Source organism: Chitinophagales bacterium, assembly GCA_019638515.1.
Classification (GTDB): domain Bacteria; phylum Bacteroidota; class Bacteroidia; order Chitinophagales; family LD1; genus UBA7692.
This window is the reverse complement of record JAHBTS010000003.1, coordinates 1-15263: the sequence shown is the minus strand read 5'-3', so window position 1 is coordinate 15263 and position 15263 is coordinate 1. Positions and strand designations below refer to the sequence as shown.

Here is a 15263-nt window from a genome sequence, read left to right as displayed (position 1 = left end):
ATGACCAACTTCTTGGAACTCGAAACTTTAATTAGCCAAAGTCAAGCGCAATTGGGCATCAACTATCATATTTTGGTAGAAGAACCTTTTCGTGTGTTTAAAGAAAATATTCGAGCGAATGATATCGAGAAGGCAGCATCCAATGCCAATGCACTCCTTCATACCATTAAAAAAATAGATGCGTATGAGCTACATAAGAATCTTGGAAATGCCTTTTTGAATTTGCTTTACTCCATTGGTAAGCCCAAGCACATTGCCAGTATTCACATGCAGTTGGCGGTTTCTTACGATATGGAAAATAATTTTGCAGCATCTGAAGAGCATTTTCATGCAGGCGTACGAGTAATAGAACCCTTTGCAGAAAGTGGCGATACTGTTGCCATCAATATATTGGCAGGGCTGTGGTATAATAGATGCCAGCAAGTGCGCAATGGCGAAAGCAAGGCAGAGATAAAGGCGTATGCAGCTAAAGCTATGTTGCTGTATGAGCAAATAGATTACAAACGGGGCATTATGCTTTGCCTTAACCAAATTGGCACGCTTACAGAAAGCAATAAAATAGAGGAGCGCATTAGAATATACCAGCGAATAGTAACTATTGCCAACGAAACAGGCGATTGGATTATGGGTGAGTTGGCACATGTTAATTGGGGATATGCCGAAATAGAAAATGGTAACCATGCGTATGGATTTAAGCTAATGGAAAATGGAGTTAGGGAGATAGAAAAATCTACCAGCGGCAGGTATGCTGCACTTGCTAATTTGAATTTAGCAGAAGCATATCATCGTACAGGAAGAAATACGGAAGCCCTTGAGAAGTGTAATTTTTCTGAAGAGATATTTACAAAGGCAGGAATTACGGTGTATTCAGAAAGCATAAAATTACTGCGACATAATATTTTGGAGCAACTAGAAAAAATTGATTCACAGTTATGAGTACCACACCCCATCAACAACTTGATGCATGCATAGATGCCTGTAAGAAAGCAAGCGGCATCAATTTTTTTGTACTGTTAGAAGATCCGTTGGCGAAGTTTTATAGCGCTATCGAAGAAGGCGATATTGCAGAAGCGGCAAAGAGTGCCGATGTATTCTTGTTTGCATTACAAAAGTTAGTACATTTTGAACTGCATGAAGAAACAGGAGAAGCCATGCTGGCAATACTAGAATCGCATAGCCGAGTGCCGGAATTGGCAAGCATACATAGGCAACTTTCTGTAAGTTATGATATGAATAAAAAATTTGCCGAATCTGAACGACATTTTAATGCAGCTATTGCTGCAGTAGCTCCCGCAGCAGAAGCGGGCAGCATTGAGGATATTAAAATGATAGCATCGCTTTGGCATAATCGTGCCCAGTATGCCCGTAATGGCGAAACTAATTTGGAGTTAAAGGAATATAATGCAAAGGCGCTTTGGTGGTACGAAAGCATAAACGATAACCGCGGTATTGTGCTATGTTTAAATAGACTGTGCTCGCTGCTGGAAGAATCGCAAGTACACGAGCGTATGGCAATAAATAAGCGTATAATGGAAATTGGAAAAGCTGAGAAGGATGACGGAATGATATTGGTAGCTCAAATGAATTTGGGCTACTCTGAAGTGGAAATGGGTAATAGTGAGTATGGGTTAAAGCTTATTAGAAACTCTATTGCGCGTATAGAAAAAGGTTCTAGTTGGCGATACATTGCATTGGCTCACCTGCACCTTGCTGAAGCGTTGGCAGTAAGCAAACAAAAAGAAGAAGCTGCAAAAGAATTACACTATGCTACGGCTCTTTTCCATAACCATGGTGTAGCAATTTATGATGAAAAAATAAACAGTGTTGCTGCAAAAGTAGAGGCGCTTTAAGCTATTTCGCTTAGCTCTAGCCAGCGCAGTTCTTTATTTTCTAATTCTATGGTAATGGTAGCCAATTCGTCTAAAAGCGGTTGTAGGTTTTCGTAAGGTAAGTTGCCGGCAGCAATTTGTTCGTTTAGAGTTGCTTTGCGGTTTTCGAGAGCAGGTAGTTCTTTTTCTAATTTCTCAAACTCATTTTTTTCTTTAAAAGATAGCTTGCGCTTAGTAGTGTGTTGTTCAGGCTTTGCTTGAGTGGTTGTTGGCTCCGCAATTGCTTTAGGCTCGCTTTTAGTGCTCTTAGAAGCCAGCACTTCATTCCTGTATTGTGTGTAGTTACCCGGAAAATCGGTAATTTCACCATTGCCTTCAAACACAAAAAGGTGATCTACCAATTTATCCATAAAGTAGCGATCGTGCGAAACCAATAGCAGGCAGCCTTCGTAGCTTTGTATAAACTCTTCTAATACTTGAAGGGTAACCAAATCTAAATCGTTGGTAGGTTCATCCAGTATTAAAAAATTGGGGTTTTGGTATAACACACTCAGCAATTGTAGGCGCTTGCGCTCACCTCCGCTTAGTTTACTTATGAACGAAAACTGCTGTTCGGGTGTAAATAAAAAGCGTTGTAAAAATTGACCTGCCATTACTTTAGTGCCATCGGCAAGTGGAAAGTGTTCGGCAATATTTTTTACAAATTCTATTACACGTTGGTCTTCTTTTAATTGGATACCGGTTTGCGAAAAGTAGCCAAATACAACGGTTTCGCCTTGGTTTATTTTTCCCGAATCGGCACTTTCCATATTCATAATCATATTTAGGAAAGTGGTTTTCCCGGTACCGTTTTTTCCAATAATACCAATGCGTTCTCCACGTTTAAATGTGTAATCGAATCCTTTGAGTATAATGCGCTCGCCAAAGGCTTTATACACCTTTTTAAACTCTAAAATTTTGCCGCCAAGCCTAGTCATTTTTACTTGTAATTGCAGCTGTTCATGTTTTTTGCCCGAGTGTGCTTTTTCTTCTACTTCATAAAAAGCATCAATACGGCTTTTCGATTTTGTAGTGCGTGCTTTGGGTTGCCTGCGCATCCATTCCAATTCTTTTCTAAAGCGGTTTTGCGCCTTTTCAATACTGGCATTTTCGGCAATTTCACGCTCTACTTTTTTTACTAAGTAGTAAGCGTAATCGCCTTGGTGAAAGTAGAGGTTGCCGTTTTCCAGTTCCCATACTTCGTTACATACTTCATCTAAAAAGTAGCGGTCGTGCGATACCAGCAGCAGGGTGTTGTTTTCTGCCGAAAGAAAATGACTGAGCCAGTCTATCATTTCAAAATCGAGGTGGTTGGTTGGCTCGTCTAATACCAACAGTGTGTGCTGCTCAAAAAAGGAAAGGTCTATGAGTACTTTTGCCAAGGCTAAGCGTTTGCGCTGTCCTCCGCTTAGTTTGGCAACGGGTTGCTCTAATCGGTGTATGTTTAATTTATTCAATACCTGATGAACCAAACTTTCAAAATTCCATGCATTCAGTTCGTCCATTTTGCCCATAGCGTGTTGGAGCGCATCGCTGTCGGTAGCAGCTTCGGCAAGTAGCTCGTATTCTTTTACTGCTTGCACTACCGGATGGTTGTGGCTAAAGATATTTTCCAACACGGTTTTGTTTTCTTCCAACTCAGGATCTTGGTCTAAGAAACTCAACCTTACATCTTTATGAATCCAAACTTTACCGCTTTCGGGTACTTCTTTTCCTGCTAAAATTTTTAGCAATGTAGTTTTACCGCTACCGTTGGCTGCTACCAAACAAATTTTATCGCCTTTAGAAATATGGAATGTGAGATCTGTGAAAATTGGTTTTTCGGCAAAAACCTTGCTGAGCTTTTCAGCACTTAAGTAATGCATGGTGCGAAGAAAAGGATTTTTAGAAACTAAGGGCGGTGTGTATTGGCTTCTATATTCTCTAAGAGCGTTTTAAAAGATAAAATCATGCAGTCACAACTGTACCGTATGGCTTGTTTTTATTGGTTTGTGAAGGTTTTTCACTCATTTGGAAAACTATTTTTTAAAAAGCGGTTGGCGAATGATAGTTTCGCGCCACCAATTTTTTACCGGTGCCAAGGCACTATAACTATCAGCAAACATGACTGACTTAACTTCATCATTACAAGCAGCAACATTAGAACAAGCACAGCAACTCGGTCTTCGCCCAGAGGAATTTGAGAAAATTAGGGAAATTCTTGGCCGTACGCCCAATTTTACGGAGTTGAGTATCTATTCTGTAATGTGGAGCGAGCACTGTTCTTACAAAAATTCTATTATATACTTAAAGAAGTTGCCGCGCAAAGGAAAACACTTGCTGGTAGAAGCCGGAGAAGAAAATGCAGGATTGGTAGATGTGGGCGATGGACTGGCATGTGCATTTAAAATAGAAAGCCATAACCACCCCAGCGCACTGGAGCCATACCAAGGAGCTGCAACCGGAGTGGGCGGTATTCATCGCGATATTTTTACAATGGGCGCGCGCCCCATTTGTGCACTCAATTCTTTGCGTTTTGGCGATTTAAAAAATGAACGTACTAAGTATCTTTTAAAAGGTGTAGTGAAAGGAATTGGCGATTACGGCAACTGCTTTGGTGTGCCTACCGTAGCGGGCGAAGTATATTTTGATTCGGTGTACCAAACCAATCCTTTGGTAAATGCCATGAGTGTGGGAATAGTAAAAACAAACGAAACCGTTTCGGCCATTGCCGAAGGCGAGGGAAATTTGGTGTATATTGTAGGCAGCTCCACCGGAAAAGACGGTATTCATGGTGCAGCATTTGCCTCAAAAGATATTACGGCAGATAGTGTAAACGATTTGCCTGCGGTGCAGGTAGGCGACCCATTTCAGGAAAAGCTATTGCTAGAGGCTTCGCTTGAAGTAATAAAAACCGGAGCCGTAGTGGGCATGCAAGATATGGGTGCAGCAGGAATTACCTGCTCTACCTCCGAAATGAGTGCCAAAGGAAATGCAGGTATGCGCATTCAGTTAGAGAAAGTACCTACCCGCCAAGCAAGTATGAAACCATGGGAAATATTGCTGAGCGAGTCGCAAGAGCGTATGCTTATTGTGGTGAAGAAAGGTATGGAAGCAGCAGTAGAGGCGGTGTTTGAAAAGTGGGATTTGCATTGTGCCATTATTGGCGAAGTAACCGGAACCGGAGTTTTAGAATACTATATGGGTGAAACTTTAGTAGCCAAAGTTCCTGCCGAAAGTTTAGTGCTTGGTGGCGGAGCTCCGGTATATGAAAGAGAATTTTCGGAACCTCCTTATTTTGCCGAAAACTTGAAGTTTAACATAGATGCAGTAGTAGTTCCCGAAAATTTAAAACAAGTAGCCAATATGCTGGTAAGTTCGCTCAATATTGCCAGCAAAAAATGGGTGTACACACAGTACGATAGCATGGTAGGTGTAGCCAACACATCTTCGAATCGCCCGAGCGATGCAGCAGTAGTGCGCGTGCAGCCAAATAGCGATAAAGCACTAGCAGTTACTGTTGATTGCAATGCGCGCTATGTGTGGGCAAATCCTTTAGTTGGCGGGCAAATTGCCGTAGCCGAAGCTGCTAGAAATATTGTATGCAGTGGTGGCGACCCGAGTGCCATTACCAACTGTCTTAATTTTGGAAATCCATATAATCCGCATGTGTATTGGCAGTTTGTAAATGCACTTAAAGGAATGGGCATAGCCTGCGAAGCGCTGGGCACTCCTGTTACAGGTGGTAATGTAAGTTTCTACAACCAAAGTACCGAAGGTGGTGCGGTATTTCCAACACCAACTATTGGTATGATTGGGCTGCTGAGCCACTGGCAAAATGCCATGACCTTAAACTTTAAAAACTCCGGTAGTGAAATTTATCTCTTAGGAACTTCGCGCAGCGATATTTCCAGCTCAGAATACTTGGTTAAATATCATGGCATCGAAAGCTCTTCAACTCCTTATTTCGATATAAACGAAGAGTTGCAGTTACAGCAGTTGCTTAAGAAACTTATTGCCGAAGAAGCAATTGAATCTGCCCATGATGTAAGCGAAGGGGGCTTGTTTATTGCATTGCTAGAATCTGCAATGGTAAACGGTTTGGGTGTGGACGTAAAAAATGCCACCACCATCAGGAATGATGCGTGGTTATTTGGCGAAAGCCAAAGCCGCGTAGTAGTAAGCGTATCGGCAGAAAAGAAAGCTGCGTTTTTAAGTTTAGTAGGCAATCAGTCACATGAGTTTTTAGGAATAGTAACCAATGCTAGCATTGTAATCAATGGCGAAAATTGGGGAACTGCAGCTCAGTTTAAAAACCAATACAACAGTGCATTAGAAGAAACATTAGCAGGATAGTTCTTGCTTTATGTATTTATGAACGCCATCCCGCAAAGGGTTATAGTGCTGTTATTTCCTTTAATAGTACTTTCGAGAGCATTTTTTTCCGCATCAAACAGTGAAAATAAAATACAAAGAGGGTATTGACTTTCATTTGTTGTGAGTTTATATTGCTGTTTCGGTTGTTTTTAACTTAAAAAAACGTAATTATAGTATTTCATCCCATTTACATTGTAATGAATAAATTTAACTTTGCACCAAGAATAAGACGGATTACTTATGTTAAAACGAAAAGTAAAGCTATAACACTTCTAAACTTAAACATTGAAATTATTCATTAATCGTAAGTAAATCAACTCCAATTAGTACCTTTTTTTCTCCTCTGTTACCTAGTTTTTCCATTGCTATTTTAAAAGTGTCAATTCATTTAAGAATTTAAGGCATTGGTATGGTTAATTAAGATAAAAGAAGTGTATCCATATACTTCTCTTTCAGTTGGAATTATTATCAAACAGTTTAAAATATCTTTATTATATGCTAAAAAAATACTTCATCCTAAAGGTATATTTTTTAATAACTAGTTTTTCTTTATTACTGCTTCTTCCTGTATCTGCTTGGGCACAGTGTAGCCCGGCTACCACAGGTTCTAACCCATATACAGTAGCATTTACTACTCCGGGTTCTTGTAATTGGACAATACCTTGTGGAGTAACATCTGTTACGGTTACTTGCTATGGTGCCGGTGGAGCCGGTGGGGGTGCAAGAAGTACAGATAGGAATGGTGGTGGTGGTGGTGGTGGTGCTTGTGTTACAGTATCGAATTATACGGTTACTCCCGGAGGGCAGTTATCTATTGTTGTAGGGGCGGGAGGTACAGGTGTATCGGCTAACACAGGTAACACGGGTGGTTATAGTGCTGTTACCTATAATTCTATCAATTTTATTAAAGCCGCAGGGGGTTTGGGAGGGCAAATGGCTTCAAGTTCTTCTTCTGCCGGAGCTGGCGGAGCTGGTGGTGCCATAGCCAATAATATACCGGCAAATCAAGGATTTAAAGGTGGTAATGGGGGTAATAGTAATCCTAATACTAGTTTCACAGACCAAAGCGGAGGTGGTGGCGGAGGAGCCGGAACTACGGCTGCAGGAGGTAACGGTGGTATAGTAACTGCCGGAAGCGGAGGTGCAACCGGTGGCGGTAGTGGTGGAACCGGAGTTTCTACTACATCAAATGGGGGAAGTAATGGAAACCCCGGTAATGCTTATGGTGGTGGAGGTGGTGGTTCCACAGTATATGTTTCCGGTAGCAGAGCAGGAGCTAATGGTGCCAATGGTGCAGTTGTTGTTACTTACACACAAGGTGCTTGTTGCACAGCTCCAACGGTTTATAGCGTTACCGGTGGCGGCAGTTATTGTAGTGGCGGCAGCGGCACGGCTGTTGGGCTAAGCGGCTCGCAATCCGGCATTAGCTACCAGCTTTATAGAGATGGCTCGGCAGTGGGTGCTGCGGTGGCAGGCACGGGCAGTGCTATCTCGTTTGGCAACCAAACTGTGGCAGGCACTTATACCGTAAAATCAGTTGCCAATGGCACTTATTGCGGTGCAGATATGAACGGCAGTGCCGTGGTAAGCATCACGCCTCTTCCTACACCACCGAGTATCAATACCATTACTAACCCTTAAACGATAGAGAAGCAATGAGAACTACCAATACTTTTTTACCGTTTTTAAACGAAAATATGAACCTTATTTCACTTAAAGGAAAGCGTATGGCTTTGGAGGCTATTCACTTACAGGCTTATCCTTTTAATAAACTGAAAAGTGCCTTATTGTTGTTTGTGCTAATGTCAACGTTTGCATCGGCACAAGTAACTGTAGATATTCCATGTACGGGAGCAGTTAATCCTAATTCCGGACGTATAGAGAATATTACGACAAAAAACTATGGATATTTAAGACATGGGGTAAGCCAAGCATTTCGAGGATGGGCGCGCTTTAACATTCAAAGTTATGTCCCATCTAATGCTACCATTACTGCTGCGGAGGTACATTTCTATGTACAAACAAGTAGTGGTTCTGCCGATAAAAATTATTTAAAATTCTTTACGGGAGATCCTGGTTCTATGACTGCAACGGCAGTTTGGAATGCAATCGGACAGACATCAGCGCACGAATCTAGTAATGGAAATTTAGACCCTGCCGGTGCAAAGGTTAGAGGTATTAATGCTACCGGAGTTACATTCTTAAACTCAAATAAAACACAGGCAGTTAATTTAGGATTTTCGAGAGGTAGTGGTAATTTTGGCTTTTATATTTATGGTGCTGATGGTGCAGGAAATGGGACAACGGATATAACACGAAGGCCTGTTTTACGAGTAACATATACCATTCCTTGCACCGCTCCAACCAATCTTACCTATAGTGCAAGCCCTGCCACTTATTGCAAAGGGCAAGCTATTACAGCCAATAATCCTTCGTTTAGCGGTTCATCGGCAACGAGCTATAGTATAAGCCCGGCATTGCCCACGGGTTTAAGTTTCAATACAAGCAATGGAAGTATTACAGGTACGCCAAGCAATGCGCAGGCGGCAACTAATTATACAGTTACTGTTACTAATGCTTGTGGCAGCACTTCTGCTTCGGTAAGTATAGCCATAGTTAATCCACCCACCGCCAATGCGGGTAGTGATGTAACGGTAGGCAGAGGAGTAGCGGCATCGCTCAGCGGCAGTTATACGAATGCTATAGGAGTGAGTTGGAGCAGCTCGGTAGCGGGTTCGTTCTCGCCTTCTAATACAGTAACCAATCCTACTTGGATACCGAACGATCCATTGTGGACGGGAACTGCAACCTTAACCATGACTACTACCGGATCGCCCTGCAATGTGAGTGATAATATGTTGGTTAACGTAACTGTTTTAGGCATCTGCCCGGGTCAAAATACAGGGAAAGTAACTTTTAACAACGGTAGCGGAAGTTCCAATACGTACGAGGTGAGCATCAACGATGGGGCAACTTATACGGCTTATACACCGGGCGCTGCCATCAACACTTCGGGAGCCACAGGCTCGGTAAAAATAAGAGCTACCAGTACCACTTCGGGCGGGTGTGCACAATCTACAGTGTACACCATTTGGAATATAAGAACCGATTGCTGCAACCAACCCACTGCTACTACTACTGCGGCAAGCGGTATAGGCTGCACTACGGCAAGCACAGGCGGCAACGTTACTGCGGCAGCTACTGATCCTTGCACTATTTCGGAACGCGGAGTGGTGTATGCCACTACTGCCAACCCTACTATTGCCAACAGCAAGGTAACGGCTTCGGGCACTACGGGTGCTTTTACTTCGAGCCTTAGCGGGCTTGCCAACGGCACGCTGTATTATGTGCGCACCTATGTAACCACCTCCAGCGGTACGGTTTATGGCAATCAAGTTTCGTTTACCACGTTGGCAGCGCCTTCTAATCTTACTTATACTAATAATGCTCCTGTGTATTGCACCGGAACGGCAATAGCTGCTAATACGCCTTCGTTTACCGGGGCACCGGCTACTTCTTATTCGGTTAGCCCGGCATTGCCTGCGGGCTTGTTGCTTAATACTTCTAACGGAACTATCAGCGGTACACCCACAACGGCTACGGCAACAGCTAACTATACCGTTACCGTAAATAATGCTTGCGGCAGCACTACAAAGGCGCTTTCTATAACGGTTAATCAAAAACCAACTGCGCTCAGCTATGCAGTGCCTACTGCTTCCTATTGTACAGGAGTGGCAATAACTAATAATACAGCCACATTTACGGGCACGGCTTCTACATTTGGTATTAGTCCGGCATTGCCTGCGGGCTTGTCGCTCAATACTTCTAATGGCACCATTAGCGGCACGCCTACTGCGGCTAAGGCAGCAACAGCCTATACGGTTACAGCAACCAATGGTTGTGGTTCTACTACGGCAACGGTAAATATTACTGTGGTGGCAACACCTTCTATTACAGCAGTTACACCCGGTTCGCGTTGCGGAACGGGCACAGTGGCACTATCGGCAACTGCCAGTTCGGGAACTATAAATTGGTATGCAGCTGCTTCGGGTGGCACTTCTCTGCATAGCGGAGCAAGCTATACTACACCGAGCATTACAAGCACTACCAACTATTGGGTAGCGGCTACGGTTGGCACTTGTACCAGTAGCCCACGCACACAGGTAACGGCTACGGTAAATCCAATTCCTTCAGCGCCAACCATTGGCACTGTTACGCAACCAACTTGCTTGGTAGGTACGGGTAGTGTGCAATTAAACAACTTACCTGCCAGCGGCTCTTGGACAGTTACAGGAACACCAAGCGGTTCTTTATCCGGATCGGGCACTTCGGGCACGCTGAGCGGGCTAACAGGTGGCTCCTATACGTTTGTAGTAACTAACTCTTATGGTTGCACTTCTGCGGCTTCGGCAAGTGTGGTGGTAAATGCTGCCATTCCGGTGCCTACCGACCCAACGCCTACGGCTACCTATAATTGCAGCAATGGTACAGTTTCTTTAAATGGAGGTTCATTGGGTGCTAATGAGAGTTTCCGTTGGTATAATGCGGCAACAGGTGGAACTGTAGTAAGTACCGCCAATCCATTTAGCCCGTCAATTACTACCACTACAAATTATTATGTAGCAAAGTATAACAGTGTTTCGCTGTGCGAAAGCAACAATCGTATAGCTATTGCAGCTAATAAAAAAGGGTTAGATGCCTATACAGCGAGCAGAAATACAGGTGTTGCGTATGCCGACATTGCAGGTAGTGGCACGGCTGTTACCAATTGGCGCAACGGCACTTCGGATAATAACCTGAGTAACAATATCAATATAGGATTTTCTTTCCCTTACGATGGAAATAACCATACGCAGTTTCGTATTTCTACCAATGGTTTTATTACGTTCAATACCTCATCTGATGCTACAGGAAATCCATTACCATCGTGTGGAAGTGGCGATGCTTATTCTGGCGACAACTACAACACATTTACAAAAGCGGGTTCGTTTGGTACTTTGCAAACTATTGCGCCTTTCTACGATAATTTAATTACCAATGGGTACAGTCTTAATTCATCGGTGCATTATTTGGTGAGTGGCACAGCACCTAATAGAGTATTGACTGTTCAATGGAGAGGTTTATCGAGGCCGGTTTCTTCTAATTGTGGTTCACCTTGTTATTATGGCAACTACAATTTCCAAGTAAAACTTTACGAAGCCAACGGAAACATAGAATTTCAATATGGAACCATGACGAATGGTTCAGACGAAAACAGTAATAGATACACTTCCGGAATGAACTCTGCTTCTCTATCGGGAACTTTAGATGTAACTAAATTGTTTACACAGCAAACGGCTAATACGGCAACGTTTAGCAGTGGTGTAAAGAATAACTTAACAACCATTCCGCAAACCAATACAAAGATTTTGTTTACCAGAAATGTTCCGGTGGCGGCTTCGGCAGTACCGCAATGTATTGCCTACAATGCGCCTGCCAATGGTGCCACAGGGCAATGTACTAATACGGTTCTTTCGTGGAATGCAGTAGATGGAAGCCCTACGGGTTATGATGTGTATGTAAGCACCAATCTAACATTGGTAACAAATGCCGATGCTTCGGTTCGGGTTTCTACCAACCAAAACAGTTCTTATTTTAAACCAACCTTATCGGCAAGTACAACCTATTATTGGAAGATAGTACCGAGAAATGGTTTTGGAACTGCTATTGCATCTAATATGCCAGTGTGGTCGTTTACCACTAGCGCAGGTGATGTGGTGAATAGCATTACGTCTTCTGCAGGTACTACGTTTTGTGTGGGAACTACTACTACTTTAACTGTGAATGGTGTTTTGTCGGAAGGCAGCAGCTATAACTGGACAACTCCATTTTTGTTTCTTACCTGTAAAGAAGGGATTCCATATCCATTATTGGCACATATTTTTGATGATGCAGCTTGCCAAGCAGCCAGCCGAACCATTACCTATAATACAGCAGGCACTTATACTTATTATGTATTTACCAAAGGTTGCAATGGCACGTCTGCTTGCAAAAGCATTACTATAACTGTAAATGATGTACCACAGCAGCCGGGTAATTTTACAGTGTCTTCGGCATCTGTGTGCCGTGGGCAGAACGGTGTGGTTTATACAGTTCCCGCAGTAAGTGGCGCTAGTTCTTATACATGGTCGTATAGTGGAACAGGCGCTACAATAAACGGAACAGGAAATTCTGTTACCATAGATTTTTCAGCTTCAGCAACCAGTGGAACTTTGAGTGTAAAAGCCAATGGCACCTGCGGTAGCGGTACTGCAAGAACTATGAGTATAACAATTTCTCCTAATAATACAGTTGGCGCAGCCTCTTCATCACCAACAACATGTGTAAATACTGCCATTACTGCTATTACGCATACCACAACAGGTGCAACGGGAACGGGCACTGCAACAGGCTTGCCTGCGGGTGTAACGGCTTCGTTTAGCAGTAATACGATTACTATTAGCGGCACACCAACAGCAAGCGGAGTGTTTAATTACAATATACCATTAACGGGTGGTTGCGGCAGTGTATCGGCAACGGGAACTATTACCGTAAACCCATACAACACAATAGCAGCAGGTGTAAACCGGACTACATGTATCAATACACCAATCACAAATATTAGTTTAGCTACTACGGGAGCAACGGGAGCAACATTCAGCGGATTACCGGCAGGTGTAACGGGCAGTTGGTCAGCTAATACCGTAACCATTAGTGGTACTCCTACCGTAAGCGGTACATTTAACTACACGGTAACGATGACGGGTGGCTGCACGGGCGGAACAAATACGGCAACGGGAACTATTACCGTAGACCCATACAACACAATAGCAGCAGGTGTAAACAGAACTACTTGTATCAATACGGCAATCACAAGTATTAGTTTAGCCACTATGGGAGCAACGGGAGCTACGTTTAGCGGATTGCCGGCAGGTGTAACGGGCAGTTGGTCAGCTAATGTTGCCACCATAAGCGGTACACCTACGGCAAGCGGTACGTTTAACTACACGGTAACGATGACGGGTGGCTGCACTGGAGGCACGAACACGGCCACTGGCACCATAACGGTGAACCCATACAACACAATAGCGGCAGGTGAAAACCGGACTACATGTATCAATACACCAATCACAAGTATTAGTTTAGCCACTACGGGAGCAACGGGAGCTACGTTTAGCGGATTGCCGACAGGTGTAACGGGCAGTTGGTTGGCTAATACCGTAACCATTAGTGGTACTCCAACTGTAAGCGGTACATTTAACTACACGGTAACGATGACGGGCGGTTGCACGGGTGGAACGAACACGGCAACTGGTACTATTACCGTAAATGCTAATCCTGCAGCACCCACAGCCGGAACGCATACACCAGGTCAAAATCAAATTGTGTGGAATTGGTCTGCAGTATCGGGTGTAAGCGGCTATAAGTATAATACTACTAATAATTATGCCACTGCTATCGATAATGGAGTAAGTACCACCTTTACACAAACGGGGCTTACTTGCGGCAATACCTACACTTTGTATGTATGGTCATATAGCGGCTCTTGCTACTCTGCACCGCTTCAACTTACTGCTTCTACAACTTCTTGTTGTGTAGCGGCTACTATTGATACACAGCCAACAGCTCCGGCTGCTACTTGTGAAGGAACAGGTTCGCAAACAATCTCTGTTTCGGCTACAGGCTCCGGTTTAACTTTTGTATGGAGAAAAAATGGAGTTCCGGTTTCTAACAATAGTGTTGTTTCGGGTCAGGGAACTGCCACTTTAGTGCTTACCGCCCCTCTTGCAACGGATGGTGGCAGTTATGATGTGGTAGTGAGTGCATCTTGCGGTGCAGGTGTAACTTCATCAAGCGTAGCGGTTACTATAAATTCAGCACCAGCTATTACAATACTTCCTGAAGGAAGCGACTCGGTAGGTTGTAACAACGATGTGTTTGTGTTGAATACAAGCACAACCGGAGGCGGCAGTGGAACAATTACTTACCAATGGGCCATATTCGATTACGGCACATCAACCTATAGCAATATAAGCGGAGCTGTAAACGATTCGTTGCATACAGCACCGTTAACCAACCCTGATAATACTTTAGATAAGTTGTATAAATTTAAAGTTACGTATAACAGAAGTGGTTCGGGCTGTGCGGCAGCATCTGATGAAGTTGAGCTTACTATATTGCCAACTCCATCGCTTACCAGCACTATGGAAGATTGTGCAGGAACAGTAGGCGGAGGGGAGTGGGATTATATTTACACCAGTGCATCTGGTGGAATGCCAACTTATACGGTGAACGATATAAGTGGAGGGTCTGCCGTAGTATATACATCTGGAGGCGAAGTATTGAAAATATACAGAACACCGATGGGTGCAGGAATCCATACATTTGAAGTTACCGATGCCAACGGTTGTAAAGCTACATCTACTCTTGGTAAGAATACAGGTTTGCCAACCACACTTCCAAATGTACTTACACCTGGTAATGCCCAAAGCCAATGTATTTTGAAAGGTTTCAACGAGTGGGTACACTTTAGAAAGCAAGGTTCGGCAAGCGAAGTAATAGCTTCTGTAAAAGATAATGGTGTGGATTTGGGAATGGTTACTGTAGAGTCTTATAGAGAAGCAGTAGCACCACAAGTTCCAAATTTAGGAACTTCATGCTCCGGTACGTTACTTGCAGCTATGCGCAGGCACTTTGTAGTGAAATCTGGCTCTTATCCGGATCCAAGTACAAAATTCCACGATGGTAATGCCAATCCAACCGATGTATCGCTACGCTTATACTTTAGCCAGGCAGACTTTGACGATTTAGTTGCTACAGCAGCTGCAAATAATGTAAACGGCAACCATTGCACCGAAGATGATGATATCACCAGTATGAATGCTTTATACTTAACCAAGTATTCAGGTTCCAACGAAGATGGCGACTATATGAACAACGACTTTACGAGTGGATACTTTAAGGTGTTTAATGTAGGCAACCTAACCAACCCACTGGCGATTCAGCAAAATGGATTTGATT

The 15263-nt window shown here is 43.5% G+C and carries 6 protein-coding genes; 5 read left to right on the top strand and 1 reads right to left on the bottom strand.

What is annotated here, in order from left to right:
• The gene (locus tag KF872_06735; GenBank protein ID MBX2903236.1) at positions 1–936 is read left to right on the top strand and encodes a hypothetical protein; all 936 of its coding nucleotides are present in this window, start codon (positions 1–3) and stop codon (positions 934–936) included.
• Positions 933–1850 carry a hypothetical protein gene (locus KF872_06730; protein ID MBX2903235.1) on the top strand — a complete coding sequence of 306 codons (918 nt, stop codon included), beginning with the start codon at positions 933–935 and terminating at the stop codon, positions 1848–1850. Before KF872_06735 ends, KF872_06730 begins: the two co-directional genes overlap by 4 nt.
• Here the strand turns inward: KF872_06730 and KF872_06725 are convergent.
• Positions 1847–3733: an ABC-F family ATP-binding cassette domain-containing protein gene (locus KF872_06725; protein MBX2903234.1), complete on the bottom strand. Its 1887-nt coding sequence runs from the start codon at positions 3731–3733 to the stop codon at positions 1847–1849. The two genes, KF872_06730 and KF872_06725, sit on opposite strands and share 4 nt — an antisense overlap.
• Positions 3734–3971: 238 nt before the next feature.
• On the opposite strand from KF872_06725, the gene purL reads away from it, so the two are divergent.
• The 3 genes from purL to KF872_06710 all read left to right on the top strand — a co-directional run.
• The gene (gene purL, locus KF872_06720; GenBank protein ID MBX2903233.1) at positions 3972–6203 is read left to right on the top strand and encodes a phosphoribosylformylglycinamidine synthase subunit PurL; all 2232 of its coding nucleotides are present in this window, start codon (positions 3972–3974) and stop codon (positions 6201–6203) included.
• A gap of 516 nt (positions 6204–6719) precedes the next feature.
• A complete protein-coding gene (locus KF872_06715; protein MBX2903232.1) occupies positions 6720–7865 on the top strand; it encodes a hypothetical protein in 1146 nt (381 codons plus the stop codon).
• Between the two features lie 14 nt (positions 7866–7879).
• Positions 7880–15263: putative Ig domain-containing protein (locus KF872_06710; GenBank protein MBX2903231.1), on the top strand; the 7384-nt coding region annotated here is incomplete at its 3' end.